The following is a 17180-nucleotide window of genomic DNA, read 5'->3' on the forward strand; positions in this document are numbered from 1 at the left end:
CTGGTTCCGGGGCGGAGGCACGTCGCGGTCCGGCGGTCCCCGGGCGGCGACAAGTCCCGCTCCGGCGGCACCTCTCGGACGGGCGGCGTCCCGCTCAGCAGCCGCCGGTCACCCGCATCGGCGAGGACAGCATCCGGCCGTCGGACAACCGGACGGACACGTACCACGCGATGGCGGAGAAGGACGGCTCCGTGTAGGTGCTGCCGGAGTACGTCCTCGGCCCGCCCGCCATCCGGCTGAACTGCCAGCTGCCGCCGAGGTCGTCGCGGCGCGCGTACACGCTGGCCTCGGTCGCCGTGCCGCCCACCACGGTCGCGCTGACCGCCACGCTCCACGAGGACGCCCCGCACTCCGGGGTTCCGGTCGCGTTGACGGTCACGCCGGTGCCGCCCGTGGTCGGCACGCTGGTCGGCCCCTGGGAAACCGGTGGCTGGCCGGCGGGCGTGCTCCGCGCCGACCCGGACGCCGTGGGCGTGGGGGAGGGGCTGGCGGTCCGGGTGGCCGTGGCCCGGGCCCGGAGCGCGGCCGTCTGCGAGTCCAGCGAACCCGAACCGGGCGGGGCCATCACCCCCGGCTCGTCGGCGCGCCCGGCGGCGCGGCCCGACGGTTCGGTGAGCAGCTCGCTGGTCGAGGACGCGACGAGGAACAGCATCAGCGCGCAGAACAGGAACCAGGCCAGTTCGGACCTGCGGGACAGGACCGTGCGGGGTGGCGGGCGGCGGTGCAGACCGATCCAGCCCTCGCCCGGTGCGGTGTCCACCACGGAGGCGAGTTCGCCCGTGGCATATGGGTGTTCCGTCGGCGTCACGCCGCGCCTTCCCCGCGCCCCCAGTCGATCATGCAGTGACATGCATCGATTCGACAATGTCGCGCGGGGTGGTGCCGTGTCAAGGAACGGGAAAGGAGAAGTTGCCGTCACCCGGGTCGGGTGGACGACAACTTCTCCTCGGAAGTGCCTATGCCAGCGCGCTTTCCGCGCCGGGCGCGGCGACTAGGCCAGCGCGGCCTCGGCGTCGAGCGTGACGGCGGCGGCGTGCACGACGGCGGCGATCCGCAGCGCGTCGTGGATCGCGTCCCGGCCGAGGCCGGCCTTGATCAGCGCCTTCTCGTGCGACTCCAGGCAGACCCCGCAGCCGGTGATCGCGGAGACCGCCAGACACCACAGCTCGAAGTCGACCTTGTCCACGCCGGGCTGGCCGATGACGGACATCCGCAGCCGGGCGGGCAGGGTCTGGTACGCCTCGTCGCCGATCAGGTGCTTGGCGCGGTAGTACACGTTGTTCATGGCCATGATGGACGCGGCGGCCTTCGCGGCCTCGACGGCCTCGGGCTTGAGCCGGTCGGCGGCCTCGGCGGCGATCTCGCGGATCACCCGCGGGCTGCGCGCCGCGATGGCGCAGGCGAGCGCCGCGCCCCAGGCCTGCTGCTCGGGCAGGGTGGCGTTGCCGAGCACGGAGCCCAGGTTGAGCTTGGTGTCCTTCGCGTACGCCGGCAGGGCGTCCTTCAGGGTGTCGAGACCCACGGGGTGGTTCCTTTCGCGCGAACGGGAAAGAGGGGGCCGACAGGCCCCCTCTCCACGGAGAACTAGCTGGCCATCAGGGACTTGGCGTCCAGGGTGTCGCCGCCCTTGTTCCAGTTGCAGGGGCACAGCTCGTCGGTCTGCAGCGCGTCGAGGACCCGGAGGACCTCGGCGACGTTGCGGCCCACGGAACCGGCGGTGACCATGGCGAACTGGATCTCGTTGTTCGGGTCGACGATGAACGTCGCGCGCTGCGCCACGCCGTCCTCGCCCAGGATGCCGGCCGCCTCGGACAGCTCGCGCTTGATGTCCGACAGCATCGGGAACGGCAGGTCGCGCAGGTCCGGGTGGTCCTTGCGCCACGCGAAGTGCACGAACTCGTTGTCCACGGAGGCGCCCAGGACCTGCGCGTCGCGGTCGGCGAACTCGCCGTTCAGCCGGCCGAACTCGGCGATCTCCGTCGGGCAGATGAAGGTGAAGTCCTTCGGCCAGAAGAAGACGACGCGCCACTTGCCCTCGTGGGACTTGTTCGTGATGGTCTCGAAGGCGTTGTCGGCGTCGAGCGACACGCAGGCGGTCAGCTCGTAGGCCGGGAAGTGGTCACCAACGGTAAGCACAGAGGTTCTCCTGTAGGGCGGTTGATTGGAGTCATTCCAGATTGTGCCCTACGAGTGCCGAAATCGCCCAGGGGGGCGACACTAGTATGAAGTAGCTCACACTCGTCCCGTTATCTGGGAGTGATTTCCAGATAACCGGACGTCATGGAAAGGTTGCCCTTGTGACCAGCCTGCTCATTATTGGCCCGGCGCGCTGACCTGTAGGGCATCGAAGCCCGTCCCCGTCAGTGCGCAGACCTTCCGCATCCCGCGGAGGGTCTTTTTTGTTGCAGGAATCTTCTGGAGATAACGATGGACTTCCAGGTCTTTGACACGACATTGCGTGACGGTGCCCAGCGCGAGGGCATCACCTACTCGGTGGTGGACAAGCTCGCCGTGGCCCGGCTGCTCGACGAGTTCGGCGTGGGGTTCATCGAGGGCGGCTGGCCCGGCGCGATGCCCAAGGACACCGAGTTCTTCCGCCGGGCCCGCGACGAACTCCAGCTCAAGCACGCGGTCATGGTCGCGTTCGGCGCCACCCGCAAGGCCGGGCTGACCGCCGCCGACGACCCGCAGGTCCGGGCGCTGCTCGACGCGGAGACCCCGGCCATCGCCCTCGTCGCGAAGGCCGACCTGCGGCACGTCGAGCGCGCGCTGCGCACCACCCCGGAAGAGAACCTCGCGATGGTGTACGACACGGTCACGCACCTCGTCGCCGAGGGTCGCCGGGTGTTCGTGGACTGCGAGCACTTCTTCGACGGGTTCCGCTTCGACGCGGCGTACACGAAAAGGGTCGTGGAAAAGGCTCTGGAGGCCGGGGCCGAGCGCGTCGTGCTCTGCGACACCAACGGCGGCTCCCTGCCCTCCGGCATCACCCGGGCCATCACCGAGCTGGGCGTCGACCCCGCGCTGCTCGGCATGCACGCCCAGAACGACACCTCCTGCGCGGTGGCCAACACCATCGCGGCCGTGGAGGCCGGTGTCCTGCACGTCCAGGGCACGGCCAACGGCTACGGCGAGCGACCCGGCAACGCGGACCTGTTCGCGGTCGTCGGCAACCTCGCCCTCAAACTCGGGCTCCCCGTGCTACCGCCGGGGTGCCTCGAGCAGATGGCGCGCGTCTCGCACGCCATCGCGGAGATCGCCAACATCGCACCCGACACCCACCAGGCCTATGTCGGGCACGCAGCGTTCGCTCACAAGGCGGGGCTGCACGCGAGCGCGATCAAGGTCGATCCGGAGCTGTACAACCATGTGGATCCGACCACCGTCGGCAATGACATGCGCATCCTGATCACCGAGATGGCCGGCCGGGCCAGCATCGAGCTCAAATCCCGTGAGCTCGGACTGGACCTGGCCGGCCAACCCACTGTACTCACCGCCGTCGCCGACCGGGTCAAGTCCCTGGAGGCGCAGGGCTGGTCGTTCGAGGCCGCCGACGCGTCGTTCGCGCTGCTGGTGCGGTCCGCGCTCGGCGACGTGAAGGCGCCCTTCGACCTGGAGTCCTACCGGGTGATCGTCGAGCACCGGCCCGACGGCGCGGTGGTCTCCGAGGCCACGGTCAAGATCGTGGTGGGCGGGGAGCGGACCATCGCCACCGCCGAGGGCAACGGGCCGGTCAACGCCCTCGACCAGGCGCTGCGCCTCGCCCTGGTCGAGTTCTACCCGGCCCTGTCCTCGCTGGAACTCGTCGACTACAAGGTGCGGATCCTGGCCGGCTCGCACGGCACGGACGCGGTGACCCGGGTGCTGGTGGAGTCCACGCACCGCGACGCCGAGCTGACCACGGTCGGGGTGCACGGCAACATCGTGGAGGCGAGCTGGCTGGCCCTGGTCGACGCGCTCACCCACGCGCTCCAGCAGGGCGGCGACAAGGCCCGGCGCCGGCTCGGCGACTAGGGCCTGTCCGGTAGGTCCTGTGCCGAGGCGCTCTCCACCCGGGCGGCGTGGCCGGCGCGGTCCAGATTTCCTGTGCCGCGCCGGCCACGCCGCCCGTCCCGCGCCCGCCGGACAGGGCACCATGCCCACATGCCCGTCGAACTGCTGCCCACCGCGGCACCGCCACTCGACTACTACCTTCTCGGCAGGGGCCCCGGCGGCCTGTTGGTCGAGGAGTTCGTCACCGCGCCGGACCACACCGTGCTGGCCATCGACAGCGCCGGCTGGACCGGATCCGACCCGGGCTGGTGGAGCACCGCCGAGTTCTGCCGTCGGATGCGGGTGGACCGGGAGTTGCGCGCTCAGGTCCGGCCGGTGTCGCGGGCCGGGGCCGAGACGGCTTTTCGCAGGCTGAGCGGGGGGCCGCTGCCCGGGGAGGCGGAACTGCGGGCGGAGTTCCGCGATCGCCACGACCTGGCCGTCACGGCCCCGCTGGCCCTGGGCCCCGCCGGACCGCCGGCCGGCTACCACAGCCGCAGGATGTACCGGCTGCTGTTCGCGGGCGAGCTGGGCCCCGCCGCCGTGGCCGGGCTGGCCGCCGGGTGGGGGCTGACCGCGACCTCCGACGCCCGGGTGCTCGGCGTGGCCCGCCGGGACCTGGCCGGCGACCGGGTGTCCTGGGAACTCCGCCGGGTCGGGGCCGCCCACGCCTGGGCCGTGGATGTCACGGCCCTGCTCATCGGGCCCGCCGACAGCACGATCGGGCCCCTGCTGCACGGCCTGCGGGCCGAGGCCCGCTTCGCCGGGTTGGTCCCGGCGCTGGTGGAGAGGTTCGCCTAGGGGACCCTGTCGCCGCCGACCGTCGCCGGGTCCGGCGCGGTGGCGAGCAGCCGGTCGCAGGCGTCGACCAGCCGGTCGCGGAGCGGCGCGGCCCGTCCGGCGAACGCCCGCTGGTGGGTCACGTACTCCGCCCGGCCGTTCGGGGTCTCGATCCGGACGGGCGGGTAGCCCAGCGCCGCCAGGTCGTACGGGCTGGCCCGCATGTCCAGGGTCCGGATGTCGCGGGCCAGCTCGAAGCAGTCGACGACCAGCTCGGCCGGCACGAGCGGCGCCAGCTTGTACGCCCACTTGTACAGGTCCATGTTCGCGTGCAGGCAGCCCGGCTGCTCGTGGTCGCGCTGGGTGTCCCGGGTCGGCTGCAGCAGGTTCAGGCTCCGGGCCGGGGGCGTGAAGAACCGGAACGCGTCGAAGTGCCCGCACCGGACGTTCTGGGACTCGACGAACGCGGCGAGCTCGTCGTGGCCCATCCGCAGCGGTACCGGATGGCGGGTTTCGGTGTCCCTGTAGACCATCGCCCACTCGTGCAGGCCGAAGCAGCCCAGGTGCGGTGGCCGGTCGCGGGTCGCAGCGAGCAGGTCGCGGATCCAGCCGATCCGGGCCCGTTCCTTCCCGGTGGGCGCCCGGTCGAAGCCGGGGTACCAGGCGCGCAGCTGGTTGGGCCGGTGGTTGTAGTACGTGAACAGGAAGTCCTCGACGGGGTGTTTCAGGCCCTGCCGGCGGCGGTCGAGGTGCGCGGCGACCAGCGCGTCCACCCGCGCCTCGTGTGCCGCCCGCCTGTCCACCTGCCCGCTTCCCCTGTCTCCGCCGGGATTCCGGCCGCTCCCCGCCCGGCTCCCGGCCCCCGGCCCGGCACGCCGGCCGACCCTCCGAAGTTACCGGAGCGGCCCGGCGGCCCGGTCGGCCAGGACCGCGAATGTGACCCCTGAGGGCTCCAACCAGGCGCGCGCGGGCGAAGAGATAGATTCTGGGGTACCGAATCTGCTCTGGCCAAGGGACTTATCACAGTGCGTATTGCCCGGTTTGCCCATGCGGGCGGCATGTCGTTCGGCGTGGTGGAGGGTGACCAGTCGCCCACCATCGCCGAGCTGGAGGGGCACCCCTTCGGTCGGCTCACGTTCACCGGTCAGCGGTGGGCGCTCGCCGACGTGCGGCTGCTCGCCCCGATGCTGCCCAGCAAGATCGTGTGCGTGGGCCGCAACTATGCCGACCACGCCAAGGAGATGGGCGGCGAGGTCCCGGCGGAGCCGCTGCTCTTCCTCAAGCCGTCGACCACGATCATCGGCCCGAACGACGCCATCTCGCTGCCGCCGCAGTCCAAGCAGGTCGAGCACGAGGCCGAACTGGCGATCGTGATCGGGCTGCCGGGCGCGCGCCGGGTCGACCGGGCCGGCGCCGAACAGGCCATCTTCGGGTACTCGATCGCCAACGACGTCACGGCCCGCGACCTGCAGAAGAAGGACGTGCAGTTCACCCGGGCCAAGGGCTTCGACTCGTTCTGCCCGTTCGGGCCGTGGATCGAGACCGAGCTGGACTGGCGCGACCTCGAGATCCGCTGCGAGGTGAACGAGGAGGTCCGCCAGCTGGGCCGGACAAAAGACATGGTGTTCGACGTCCCGACTCTGGTCTCCTATGTCTCCCACGTGATGACGCTGCTGCCCGGCGACGTGATCCTCACCGGCACGCCCGCCGGCGTGGACGTCCTGACGGCCGGCGACTCCGTGACCGTCTCCATCGAGGGCCTCGGGGCCCTCACGAACAAGGTTGTGGAACTTGTCTGATCTCCGGCTCCGGTTCAGTCCCTCGCCGACGGGTACGCCGCACGTCGGGCTGATGCGCACGGCCCTCTACAACTGGGCGCACGCCCGGCACCACGGCGGCAAGCTGATCTTCCGGATCGAGGACACCGACGCGGCGCGCGACTCCGCCGAGTCGTACCAGATGCTGCTCGACGCCATGAGCTGGCTCGGCCTGGACTACGACGAGGGCCCGGACCTGGGCGGCCCCTACGGCCCGTACCGGCAGTCCGAGCGCGGCGACATCTACCGCGACGTGGCCGCCAAGCTGTTCGAGGCCGGCTACGCCTACGAGTCCTACTCCACGCCCGAGGAGATCGAGGCCCGGCACAAGGCGCTCGGCCGCGACCCGAAGCTGGGCTACGACGGCTTCGACCGGAACCTGACGGCCGAGCAGGTCGCCGCGTTCAAGGCGGAGGGCCGCGAGGCCGTGCTCCGGATCCGGATGCCCGACGAGGACATCACCTGGGTCGACGCGGTGCGCGGCGAGGTCACCTTCAAGTCCGGCAGCGTGCCCGACTACGTGATCGTCAGGGGCAACGGCCAGCCGCTGTACACCCTGACGAACCCGGTCGACGACGCCATGATGCGGATCAACCTGATCTCCCGGGGCGAGGACCTGCTGTCGTCCACCCCGCGCCAGATCGTGCTGTTCCGGGCCATGGTGGCACTCGGCATCGCCGAGACCGTCCCGGACTACGCGCACCTGCCGCTGGTCACCGGCGAGGGCAACAAGAAGCTGTCCAAGCGCGACCCCCGGTCGAACTTCTTCGCCTACCGCGACGCCGGCTACCTCCCCGAGGGCCTCGCGAACTACCTGGCCCTGCTGGGCTGGGCCATCGCGCCGGACCGCGACATCTTCACGATGGCGGAGCTGATCAGCGCGTTCGACCTGCACAACGTCAACTCCAGCGCGGCCCGGTTCGACGAGAAGAAGTGCGAGGCCATCAACGCCGAGCACGTGCGCCGGCTCGACCCGGCCGACTTCGCGGACCGGATCCGGGCGTTCCTGCCCGACGGCGCCGACCCGGACCTGGTGGCCGCCGCCGCTCCGCTGATCCAGACCCGGATCACCACCCTGGCGCAGGCCCGGGACATGCTCGGCTTCCTGTTCTCCGGCGACGCCTTCGCCCCCGACGAGGCGCACGCGGCCAAGGTCCTCACCGAGGCTGCCCGGCCGGTGCTGGAGGCGGCGATCGGCGTCGTCGAGAAGGTGGAGTGGACGACCCCGGCGCTGGAGGAGGCCCTCAAGGCCGCCCTGATCGACGGCCTGGGCCTGAAGCCGAAGGTGGCGTTCGCGCCGCTGAGGGTCGCCGTGACGGGCCGGACGGTCTCGCCGCCCCTCTACGAGTCGATGGAGCTGCTGGGCCGCGAGACGACCCTGGAGAGGCTCCGGAAGGCACTGTGAGTCCACGGGTCACCACTGTCCTGTTCGACGTCGACCAGACGTTGACGGACTACGAGAGCTCGGCGCGGGCGGGCATCATCGCCTACTGCGCCGAGCTCGGCGTCCCGGCACCCCGACTGCCGGCGGCGGCCGGAAAATGGTCCAGGCTCGAACAGGAACACTTTCCGAGGTACCTGGCGGGGGAGCTCACCTTCGCCGACCAGCGCCGGCACCGGGCCCTCGGCATGCGCCGCGCCCTCGGCGGCCGGGGCCCGGCGGACCCCGGCACCTGGTTCGACGCCTACCTGGCGCACTACGAGGCCAGCCTGACCCTGTTCGACGACGTCCTGACGTGCCTGGCGGCGCTGTCCGGGCTCACCCTCGGTGTGATCAGCAACAACGACGAGGACTACACCCGCACCAAGCTGGCCCTGACCGGCATCGCGGACCGGTTCACGATTTCTGTGGGCCGCGACACATACGGGATCGCGAAGCCGGCGCCCGCCATCTTCCACTCCACGTGCGCGGCCCTCGACGTTTCCCCAGCTGAGACCGCGTACGTGGGCGACAACCTCGCCTTCGACGCGCAGGGTTCCTCCGACGCCGGACTTCTCGGGGTGTGGCTGGACCGAACCGGTGGTCCGAACCCCTTCCCGAGGCGGATCCGGACCCTCTTCGACCTGCCTGGCCTGCTCGGACTTCCCGACCGGGGATCCGATTTGAAGGTCACGGAGGGCGTCGGGTAGAGTTCATCTCCGGTGCGAGGGCACCGATGGGGTATGGGGTAATTGGCAGCCCGATGGTTTCTGGTTCCATTAGTCTAGGTTCGAGTCCTGGTACCCCAGCAAAATGTCCTCGCACCACCTGGCCCCGTCGTCTAGCGGCCCAGGACGCCGCCCTCTCAAGGCGGTAGCGGGGGTTCGAATCCCCTCGGGGCTACGCACGACAGTATTTCAGCAAGACAAGTGGTATCTGCGGTCCCGTCGTCTAGCGGCCTAGGACGCCGCCCTCTCAAGGCGGTAGCGGGGGTTCGAATCCCCTCGGGACTACGTAGCTTGGAGCTCTTTACTCACGGAAAGCGTGAGTGGGGGCTCCTTCGTTATTTCTGCGCCCGTTCCGGGCGCGTGGTGGGGAAGCTTCGCTCCACCCACACCCCCTCCCGTGGTGGTTGCCGGGAGTGGGCACGTCTCAGCCGGTGCTCGTCGCGGGTTGGTCTGCCCGGTCAAGTGGTCGTCGTGGGGACGCAGACGGTTCTGACGAGCTGGATGGCGTTGTTGGCGAAGCCGCCGGCCGTCCAGGACTGGGTCGTGGGCTGGGTGGCGCCGGAGTCGTCCGTGGCGTGGGCGGCCAGGAGGTACTCGCCCGGGGTGGCGCGCCAGGCGAAGGACCAGCCGCGCCAGGCGTGCCGGTGGCCGTCCGGCTCGTCGAGGATCGCCGGGGCCCAGCGGGTGCCGCCGTCGGTGCTCACCGCCACGCCCGTGACCGGGGCGGAGCCCGACCAGGCGCGGCCGCGCAGGAGTACCGGGCCGGGGTGCACGATCCGGGTCCGGGACAGGAAGTCGGGGAAGCCGGGCGGGACCATCAGGGCGCGGGGCCGGATCCGGGTGACCGGCTCGCCGGGCTCCTGCGGGGTCTGGCGCAGGCGGTAGGCGTTCTGCTGGTAGCCGGTGAACGGCTCGGAGGCCACGGTGATGTCGCGGAGCCACTTGACGTGCGCCATGCCGTACCAGCCGGGGACCACCAGGCGGACCGGGGCGCCGTGCTGGGGCGGCAGCGGGGCGCCGTTCATGGCGTAGGCGAGGAGCACGTCCCTGGACAGGGCCTCGGCGAGCGGCAGGCTGCGCCGGTAGTCTTGTTCGACGCCGCGTTCCAGCCCGTGGTCGGCCCCGGTGAACACGATCTCGACGGCGTCCTCCTCGATGCCGGTGATGGCGAGCAGGTCGCGGAGCGGCGCGCCCGTCCACTCGGCCGTCCCCACCGCGTGCACCAGCCACGGTTGGCTCACCGGGCGCGGGTCGAGCCCGGCCCGGCCGTTGCCGGCGCACTCCATGGTGACGCGGATGGTCCGGGCGGGGATGGCGCGCAGGGAGTGCAGGTCCAGGGTGAGGGGGCGGGTGACCCGGCCGCCGACCGTGAGGCGCCAGGCCGCCGGGTCGATGGCGGGGATGTCGTAGTGGGTCAGGAGATAGTGCAGGCCCACCGGGGTGACGTCGTAGCGCAGCGCCTCCTGCGGCATGCCGTGGTTGCGGGCGGCGAGGGCCAGTTCCTCCGGGGAGAAGCCCTCGTCGGGCCCGGCGACCCGGTACGGCGGACTGATCCGGCTCAGGTCCGGCCCGGGCGACGCGGGGCCGGTCTGCGCCTCGGTGCCGGTCTGCGCCTCGGTCTGTACGTCCATGAGCTTGGACATGGCCCGGCCTCCTTGGAAGGGGTCCAGGGGCGGTGGGAATGCTCGACCTCAGTTTAGGTCGGGGAGCGTCCGGCCGGGGGGACTGCGCGGCACGTCCCGCCCGTCCGGTTCAGCGGATGCGCCAGGGCCATGTGGGCGGATGCGGCGGGGCTAGACAGGTGGCGGCGGCGGGGCTAGGCGGTTGGGGTGGCAGGACCGGATGGGTAGCCGGTGCGGGGCCGGGCGGGTGGCGGCGGGCGGGCGCCTGCGGGGCTGGCAGGCCAGGACCGGGCGGGCGCCTGCGGGGCTGACAGACTCGGGGCATGAGTCGTGTCGCCTTCTTCGATCCCGTGCACGGCATCGGTCTCAGCGTGGCCGCCGGTAGTGGGCGGAGCTGGATGGACGAGCCGGACGGCGATCCCCGGCACGCGCACCTGCACGTCGACGTCCCGGGGCCGCTCACCGTGCCGGGTGCCGAGGAGACCCGGTTGCGGTCGGATACCGGGTTCGTCCGCTGGCCGGACCTGGACCGGTTCGCGGCGGCGCTGGGCGGGCTGGCGCGCGAGGGGCAGGGGTCGGTCGAGTTGGTGGCCGACCCGGGTTTCCAGTTCACCGTCGTGCTGCGCGAGGACGGCCGGCTGCGGGCCGTGACGCGGTTCGGTACCGGGCACCAGATGGAGATCGACGTGGTGGCCAGTACCCGATGGGACTGGTATTTCGGTCTTCGCGCGGATCTGGTCGGGCTGGCGGACCAGATCCGTGACGCCGTGCTGGAGCACAGACCCCGGCGCTGACCCCTCGGCTACAGGCCCGAGAGGCGTTGGCCCGCGCGGACCACGGCCATCGCGTGCCGCTCACCCGGCCGCCGGGTCAGCCGCTCGATCGGCCCCGAGACGCTGACGGCGGCGATCACCCGGCCGGTCCGGTCCCGCACCGGTGAGGACACCGACGCGACCCCGGCCTCGCGCTCGGCGACGCTGGACGCCCAGCCCCGTTTGCGCACCTCGGCGAGGATCCGGGCCGTGAACTTGGCCCGGGGCAGCAGCGGCAGCACGGCCTCCGGGGGCTCCCACGCCAACAGGATCTGGGCGGCGGAACCGGCGGTCATCGGCAGCACCGAACCGATCGGGACCGTGTCGCGCAGGCCGCTGGACCGTTCGGCGGCGGCGACGCAGATCCGGTCGTCGGCCCGGCGGAGGTAGAGCTGGGCGCTCTCACCGGTCTGGTCGCGGAGCATCGCCAGGATCGGCTCGGCCGCCGTGAGGAGCACGTCGGGGGCCTCGTTGGCGAGTTCGCCCAGGCGTGGCCCGGGGCGCCACCGGCCCTGGGCGTCGCGGACCAGCAACCTGTGCTGTTCCAACGCCTGCGCCAGGCGGTGCGCGGTGGCCCGGGGCAGTTGCGTGCGCTCGACCAACTCGGCGAGGCTCGCGCCGTCCACGGACGTCTCAAGGATTAGGACGGCTTTATCTAGTACGCCGACTCCGCTGATACTGTGTCCCACGAGACGAAACATACCTCCCAATCCTTGGGAAGTCCAGATCGTGGGAGCCACCATGGGGCGCACGCTCGCGGAGAAGGTATGGGGCGCGCATGTCGTACACAGCGCCCCGGATGAGCCCGATCTGCTGTATATCGACCTGCACCTGCTGCACGAGGTGACCAGTCCGCAGGCGTTCGACGGGCTACGGCTCGCCGGGCGTCCTGTCCGCCGACCCGATCTCACGATCGCGACGGAGGACCACAACACCCCGACCGACAACCTGGTCGACATCCTCGACCCGGTGTCGCGGACCCAGATCGAGACGCTGCGCAAGAACTGCGCGGAGTTCGGGGTCCGGCTGCACCCGCTGGGCGATGCCGAACAGGGCATCGTGCACGTGATCGGCCCCCAGTTGGGGCTCACCCAACCTGGCATGACGATCGTGTGCGGCGACTCGCACACCGCCACGCACGGCGCCTTCGGGGCGCTGGCGTTCGGGATCGGCACCAGCGAGGTGGAGCACGTCCTGGCCACCCAGACGTTGCAGCAGTCCGTCCCGCGCACCATGGCCGTCGAGGTGACCGGCGAGCTGCGGCCGGGCGTCACGGCCAAGGACCTGATCCTGGCGCTGATCGCCCAGGTGGGTACGGGCGGCGGGCGCGGCCACATCGTGGAGTACCGGGGACCGGCCATCGAGGCGCTCTCGATGGAGGGCCGGATGACGGTGTGCAACATGTCTATCGAGTGGGGCGCGAAGGCCGGCATGATCGCGCCGGACGACACCACTTTCGAGTACCTGCGGGGCAAGCCGCACGCGCCAGCCGACTTCGACGCCGCCGTGGCCTACTGGCGCACCCTGACGACCGACGCCGACGCCGTGTTCGACACGGTGGTCGAGATCGACGCGTCGAGCGTGACCCCGTTCGTCACCTGGGGCACCAACCCGGGGCAGGGCGCGCCGCTCGGCGCCACCGTCCCGGTGCCCGAGGAGACCGACGACCCGGTCGCGGCGGCCAAGGCGCTGGAGTACATGGGCCTGACGGCCGGTACCCCGCTGCGCGACATCGCGGTGGACGTCGTGTTCGTCGGCTCGTGCACCAACGGCCGGCTGGAGGATCTGCGCGCCGCCGCCGAGGTGCTGCGCGGACACCAGGTCGCCGACGGGGTGCGGATGCTCGTCGTCCCCGGCTCCGCGCGGGTCCGCCTGGAGGCCGAGGCCGAGGGCCTGCACGAGGTGTTCACGGCCGCGGGTGCCGAGTGGCGGTTCGCCGGCTGCTCCATGTGCCTGGGCATGAACCCCGACACCCTGAAGCCGGGGGAGCGCGCGGCCAGCACGTCGAACCGCAACTTCGAGGGCCGGCAGGGCAAGGGCGGGCGTACCCACCTGGTGTCCCCGCAGGTCGCCGCAGCCACCGCCATCGTCGGCCGCCTGGCCGCCCCAGGGGATGTGAAGTGATGGACAAGTTCACCGAGCACACCGGTACCGCCGTCCCGCTGCGCCGTTCCAACGTGGATACGGACCAGATCATCCCGGCGGTCTACCTCAAGCGGGTCACCCGGACGGGCTTCGAGGACGGGCTGTTCTCCGCCTGGCGGGCCGCCGACCCCGAGTTCGTGCTGAACCAGCCCCGGTACGCCGCCGCCAGCGTGCTGATCGCCGGGCCCGAGTTCGGCACCGGCTCGTCCCGGGAGCACGCGGTCTGGGCCCTGTTGGACTACGGGTTCAAGGCCGTGCTGTCGCCCCGGTTCGGCGACATCTTCCGGGGCAACGCGCTCAAGGGCGGGCTGCTGCCGGTCGAGTTGAGCCAGCCGGTCATCGACGACCTGTGGCAGCGGGTCGAGGAGGACCCGACGCTGACGGTCACCGTGGACGTCGTCGCGCGCGAGGTGCGCTACGCCGACCGGGTGCGGCCGTTCCCCTTGGACGAGTTCAGCCGCTGGCGGTTGCTGGAGGGTCTGGACGACATCGGACTGACCCTCCGCAACGTCGACGCGATCGGCTCGTACGAGCAGACGAGGGCCGCCTGGCTGCCTTCCACCAGGTAGAAGAGGGTGAGGTCCGCCACGCGGACGGGGCCGGTCGATGCGAGGCGTCGACCGGCTCCTTTATGATCTGGATTCCTTGTGTGCCAACGGTTTTCGCGTCCACTACCACTATCGGAGGGCGTTGGAAATCCTTGCGACACAACAATTCTCTTACGATCGGTATTTGTATCCAGCCTCAAACCGGCCTAACGTGCGCGCAGAATGACAACAGTGTGAACCACACTGCAACTTCTGAGGGGGATACGTGAACAAGGCAGAGCTCATCGAGGCGCTGGCCGTTCGGCTGGGGGACAAGAAGTCGGCGACCGCGGCGCTCGACGCGGTACTGGCTGAGATCCAGAACGCGGTCACCAAGGGCGACAAGGTTTCGCTCACCGGCTTCGGCGTCTTCGAGAAGCGGACCCGGGGCGCGCGCACCGCACGCAACCCGCGGACCGGCGAGGCCGTCAAGGTGAAGAAGACCAACGTGCCGGCGTTCCGCGCCGGTGCCAGCTTCAAGGAGCTGGTGGCCGCGGGCAAGGCGCCGAAGGCGACCGCCACCAAGGCCGCCGCGAAGCCGGCCGCCAAGGCCGCGACCAAGACCGCCACCAAGGCCGTCGCGAAGGCCGCTCCGGCCAAGAAGGCCACCACCACCACCGCGAAGGCGGCGCCGGCCAAGAAGGTCGCCGTCACCAAGGCGGCTCCGGCGAAGAAGGTCGCCGCGGCCAAGACCGCGCCGGCGAAGAAGGCGGCCACCAAGACCGCGCCGGCCAAGAAGACCGTGGCCGCCAAGGCCGCGCCGGCGAAGAAGGTCGCCGCCACCAAGGTCGCCGCCACCAAGGCTGCCGCCCCGGCCAAGAAGGTCGCCGCGGCCAAGCCCGCCGCCGCCGCGAAGAAGGCCCCGGCCAAGAAGGCCGCCAAGAAGTAACGAGCGCCCCGCACGAACGCTGATAAGGGCACCCGCCTGGGGGATGGAGGCGGGTGCCCTGTCGTGTGTCTAGGCGTTCATCCGGCGGAGCAGTTCCTCCTGCGGGTTCGGGCCCTCGGCGGCCCGGCGGCTCCACACGCCCTTGCCGTCCAGTTCGAACGTCGACACGTCGTCGGCCATCGACAGGTCCAGCGCGAGCGCCAGGGCCTGCTGGGACGCCTCCCCGGTCACCCGGACCAGCGCCTCCACCCGGCGGTCGAGGTTGCGGTGCATCAGGTCCGCGGAGCCGATCCAGTACTCCGGGTCGGTGCGGCCGAACCGGTAGACCCGGGAGTGCTCCAGGAACCGGCCCAGCAGGGAACGGACCCGGATCGTCTCCGACAGGCCCGGCACCCCGGGTCGCAGCGCGCAGATGCCCCGGATGATGAGGTCGATCGTGACGCCCGCCTGGCTGGCCCGGTACAGCGCGTCGATGATCTGCTCGTCCACGATCGAGTTCGTCTTGAACTGGATCAGCCCCTCGGAGCCGAGCGCCGCCTGGGCCTCGATCCGTTCGAGGAGCCCGGGGCGCATCCGCACCGGGGCCACCAGCAGCCGCCGGTAGCCGGTCTGGCGCGAGTATCCGGTGAGCTGGTTGAACAGGTCGGTCAGGTCCGCGCCCACCTCGGGGTCGGCGGTGAACAGGCCGAAGTCCTCGTACAGCCGCGCGGTCTTGGGGTGGTAGTTGCCGGTGCCGACGTGGCAGTACCGGCGCAGGACGCCACCCTCCTGGCGTACCACCAGAGCGGTCTTGCAGTGGGTCTTCAGGCCGACGAGGCCGTAGACCACGTGGCAGCCCGCGCGTTCCAGGGTGCGCGCCCAGCCGATGTTGGCCTGCTCGTCGAACCGGGCCTTGATCTCGACCAGCACCACGACCTGCTTGCCGGCCTGGGCCGCCGCCACCAGGGCGTCCACGATGGGCGAGTCGCCGGAGGTGCGGTACAGGGTCTGCTTGATGGCCAGCACGCCCGGGTCTGCGGCCGCCTGCTCGATGAACCGCTGCACGCTGGTGGAGAACGAGTGGTACGGGTGGTGCACCAGGATGTCGCCCTCGCGGAGCTGCGCGAACACGCTCTTGGGCGTCTCGCCGTCCGCGAACTGCGGGTGCGTCACCGGCACGAACGGCCGGTCCTTCAGGTCGGGCCGGTCCGTGGCGTTGTACACCTGCCACAGTCCCGACAGGTCCAGCAGCCCCGGCACCCGCAGCACGTCGTGGGCGTCCATGTCCAGCTCGCGGATCAGCAGCTCCAGCACGTGGTCGGACACCCCGGCCGCGATCTCCAGCCGGACCGGCGGGCCGAACCGGCGCCGGGCCAGCTCGCGCTCCAGGGCCTGGAGCAGGTCCTCGTCGCGGTCCTCGTCGACGTCCAGGTCGGCGTTGCGGGTCACCCGGAACACGTGCTGCTCCATGACGGTCATGCCCTCGAACAGCTGGTCCAGGTGCGCGCCGATCAGCTCCTCGACGGGCAGGTACCGCCCCGGGCCGACCGTCACGAACCGGGGCACGTTGTTCGGGATCTTCACCCGGGCGAACCGCTCCGGGCTCTCGTCGGGGCCCTGGACCACGACCGCCAGGTTCAGCGACAGCCCCGAGATGTAGGGGAACGGGTGCGCCGGGTCCACCGCCAGCGGGGTGAGGACGGGGAAGATCTGGTCCCGGAAGTACGCCCGGAGCCGCTCCTGGTCGGTCGCGCCCAGCTCCGACCACGTCACGAGGTGGATGTCCTCGGCGGCCAGCGCCGGCAGCACCTCGTGCGAGAAGCACCGGCCCTGCCGGGCGACCAGGCTCGAACCCCGGGCCGCGACCCGTTCGAGCTGTTCGCGGTGCGTCAGGCCGTCCGGGCTGTGCATCGACAGGCCCATGGTGAGCCGCCGTTTGAGGCCCGCGACCCGGACCATGTAGAACTCGTCGAGGTTGCTGGCGAAGATGGCCAGGAACTTGACACGTTCGAGCAGCGGCAGCCGGGGGTCCTCCGCGAGGGTGAGGACCCGGGCGTTGAAGTCGAGCCACGAGAGCTCGCGGTTGAGGAACCGGTCAGCGGGCAGATCGGGTGCGTCAGTCACCCGTTCATCATGGTCAGATCAGGGCATCGTCGGGATGGCCAACCGGTAAACGAGACCTTGCTCATCGGTGTCCAGCCGGAGCCGCTGCCCCAACCGGAGCAGCCGCAGCCCGGAAGCTTCGAACGCTTCGGCGGAAAAGTCCAGCTCCTGGCCGTTGTCGAGCAGCACCGTGCCCGAGTGGTCCCCGGCGTTCCATGTCGCGACTGTCCCCTGCATGGGGCCAACCCTAGCGGTACCAGATCAAG

Annotated in this window: 17 protein-coding genes and 3 tRNA genes; 12 read left to right on the top strand and 8 right to left on the bottom strand. The window is 71.0% G+C overall.

All coding sequences use genetic code 11. The features are described 5' to 3' along the window. Positions 1–94: 94 nt before the first annotated feature. From AB0M43_RS25955 to AB0M43_RS25965, 3 genes are all read right to left on the bottom strand, one after another. Positions 95–808, bottom strand: a complete 714-nt coding sequence (locus AB0M43_RS25955; RefSeq protein ID WP_363728361.1) for a hypothetical protein — start codon at positions 806–808, stop codon at positions 95–97. A gap of 183 nt (positions 809–991) precedes the next feature. Further along, on the bottom strand, positions 992–1522 hold the full coding sequence (locus tag AB0M43_RS25960; protein WP_363728362.1) for a carboxymuconolactone decarboxylase family protein: 531 nt from the start codon (positions 1520–1522) through the stop codon (positions 992–994). 62 nt (positions 1523–1584) lie between these two features. Next, positions 1585–2136, bottom strand: coding sequence for a peroxiredoxin (locus tag AB0M43_RS25965; protein WP_363728363.1), 552 nt, complete (start codon positions 2134–2136; stop codon positions 1585–1587). Positions 2137–2427: 291 nt separating this feature from the next. On the opposite strand from AB0M43_RS25965, the gene cimA reads away from it, so the two are divergent. Next, positions 2428–4014 (top strand): citramalate synthase, encoded by a 1587-nt coding sequence (gene cimA, locus AB0M43_RS25970; RefSeq protein ID WP_363728364.1) that lies wholly within the window; start codon positions 2428–2430, stop codon positions 4012–4014. Positions 4015–4143: 129 nt separating this feature from the next. Then, positions 4144–4833 carry a hypothetical protein gene (locus AB0M43_RS25975; protein ID WP_363728365.1) on the top strand — a complete coding sequence of 230 codons (690 nt, stop codon included), beginning with the start codon at positions 4144–4146 and terminating at the stop codon, positions 4831–4833. On the opposite strand, the gene AB0M43_RS25980 is transcribed toward AB0M43_RS25975, so the two are convergent. Further along, positions 4830–5615 (bottom strand): 3-methyladenine DNA glycosylase, encoded by a 786-nt coding sequence (locus AB0M43_RS25980; RefSeq protein ID WP_363728366.1) that lies wholly within the window; start codon positions 5613–5615, stop codon positions 4830–4832. The two genes, AB0M43_RS25975 and AB0M43_RS25980, sit on opposite strands and share 4 nt — an antisense overlap. A gap of 222 nt (positions 5616–5837) precedes the next feature. On the opposite strand from AB0M43_RS25980, the gene AB0M43_RS25985 reads away from it, so the two are divergent. The 6 genes from AB0M43_RS25985 to AB0M43_RS26010 all read left to right on the top strand — a co-directional run bounded on the left by AB0M43_RS25985 (position 5838) and on the right by AB0M43_RS26010 (position 9062). Continuing rightward, positions 5838–6611: a fumarylacetoacetate hydrolase family protein gene (locus tag AB0M43_RS25985; RefSeq protein WP_363728367.1), complete on the top strand. Its 774-nt coding sequence runs from the start codon at positions 5838–5840 to the stop codon at positions 6609–6611. Next, positions 6604–8034 (top strand): glutamate--tRNA ligase, encoded by a 1431-nt coding sequence (gltX, locus tag AB0M43_RS25990; protein ID WP_363728368.1) that lies wholly within the window; start codon positions 6604–6606, stop codon positions 8032–8034. Before AB0M43_RS25985 ends, gltX begins: the two co-directional genes overlap by 8 nt. Next, entirely contained in the window at positions 8031–8759 is a 729-nt protein-coding gene (locus AB0M43_RS25995; RefSeq protein WP_363728369.1) for an HAD family hydrolase, read from the top strand. Before gltX ends, AB0M43_RS25995 begins: the two co-directional genes overlap by 4 nt. A 27-nt stretch (positions 8760–8786) precedes the next feature. Continuing rightward, positions 8787–8858 (top strand) — tRNA-Gln (locus AB0M43_RS26000). 21 nt (positions 8859–8879) lie between these two features. Beyond that, positions 8880–8952, top strand: a tRNA-Glu gene (locus AB0M43_RS26005). A 37-nt stretch (positions 8953–8989) separates the two neighbouring features. Further along, positions 8990–9062, top strand: a tRNA-Glu gene (locus tag AB0M43_RS26010). A 173-nt stretch (positions 9063–9235) separates the two neighbouring features. Here AB0M43_RS26010 and AB0M43_RS26015 read toward each other — a convergent pair. After that, positions 9236–10420 (bottom strand): sulfite oxidase, encoded by a 1185-nt coding sequence (locus tag AB0M43_RS26015; protein WP_363728370.1) that lies wholly within the window; start codon positions 10418–10420, stop codon positions 9236–9238. A gap of 302 nt (positions 10421–10722) precedes the next feature. Here AB0M43_RS26015 and AB0M43_RS26020 point away from each other — a divergent pair, with 302 nt between their 5' ends. Beyond that, the gene (locus AB0M43_RS26020; RefSeq protein ID WP_363728371.1) at positions 10723–11193 is read left to right on the top strand and encodes a hypothetical protein; all 471 of its coding nucleotides are present in this window, start codon (positions 10723–10725) and stop codon (positions 11191–11193) included. Between the two features lie 8 nt (positions 11194–11201). Here the strand turns inward: AB0M43_RS26020 and AB0M43_RS26025 are convergent, their stop codons facing one another. Continuing rightward, a complete protein-coding gene (locus AB0M43_RS26025) occupies positions 11202–11888 on the bottom strand; it encodes an IclR family transcriptional regulator (RefSeq protein ID WP_363728570.1) in 687 nt (228 codons plus the stop codon). Positions 11889–11937: 49 nt separating this feature from the next. Between AB0M43_RS26025 and leuC the strand changes: the two genes are divergently transcribed. From leuC to AB0M43_RS26040, 3 genes are all read left to right on the top strand, one after another. Then, a complete protein-coding gene (gene leuC / locus AB0M43_RS26030) occupies positions 11938–13335 on the top strand; it encodes a 3-isopropylmalate dehydratase large subunit (protein WP_363728571.1) in 1398 nt (465 codons plus the stop codon). Further along, positions 13335–13925 carry a 3-isopropylmalate dehydratase small subunit gene (gene leuD, locus AB0M43_RS26035; RefSeq protein ID WP_363728372.1) on the top strand — a complete coding sequence of 197 codons (591 nt, stop codon included), beginning with the start codon at positions 13335–13337 and terminating at the stop codon, positions 13923–13925. The genes leuC and leuD overlap by 1 nt, the downstream gene beginning before the upstream one ends. 244 nt (positions 13926–14169) lie before the next feature. After that, positions 14170–14832, top strand: coding sequence for an HU family DNA-binding protein (locus tag AB0M43_RS26040; protein WP_363728373.1), 663 nt, complete (start codon positions 14170–14172; stop codon positions 14830–14832). Between the two features lie 69 nt (positions 14833–14901). On the opposite strand, the gene AB0M43_RS26045 is transcribed toward AB0M43_RS26040, so the two are convergent. Both AB0M43_RS26045 and AB0M43_RS26050 read right to left on the bottom strand, forming a co-directional pair. Then, the gene (locus AB0M43_RS26045) at positions 14902–16935 is read right to left on the bottom strand and encodes an RNA degradosome polyphosphate kinase (protein ID WP_363728374.1); all 2034 of its coding nucleotides are present in this window, start codon (positions 16933–16935) and stop codon (positions 14902–14904) included. An 18-nt stretch (positions 16936–16953) separates the two neighbouring features. Continuing rightward, positions 16954–17151, bottom strand: coding sequence for a cold-shock protein (locus tag AB0M43_RS26050; protein WP_363728375.1), 198 nt, complete (start codon positions 17149–17151; stop codon positions 16954–16956). Positions 17152–17180 lie beyond the last annotated feature (29 nt).

This window comes from Longispora sp. NPDC051575 (assembly GCF_040681875.1).
GTDB lineage: Bacteria > Actinomycetota > Actinomycetes > Mycobacteriales > Micromonosporaceae > Longispora.

What these genes read in the sequence shown, in the direction of transcription:
- cimA (WP_363728364.1), top strand. Translation starts at nt 2,428, where the DNA reads ATGGACTTCCAGGTCTTTGACACGACATTGCGTGACGGTGCCCAGCGC.
- AB0M43_RS25975 (WP_363728365.1), top strand. Translation starts at nt 4,144, where the DNA reads ATGCCCGTCGAACTGCTGCCCACCGCGGCACCGCCACTCGACTACTAC.
- AB0M43_RS26015 (WP_363728370.1), bottom strand. Translation starts at nt 10,420, where the DNA reads ATGTCCAAGCTCATGGACGTACAGACCGAGGCGCAGACCGGCACCGAG.
- AB0M43_RS26020 (WP_363728371.1), top strand. Translation starts at nt 10,723, where the DNA reads ATGAGTCGTGTCGCCTTCTTCGATCCCGTGCACGGCATCGGTCTCAGC.
- leuD (WP_363728372.1), top strand. Translation starts at nt 13,335, where the DNA reads ATGGACAAGTTCACCGAGCACACCGGTACCGCCGTCCCGCTGCGCCGT.
- AB0M43_RS26050 (WP_363728375.1), bottom strand. Translation starts at nt 17,151, where the DNA reads ATGCAGGGGACAGTCGCGACATGGAACGCCGGGGACCACTCGGGCACG.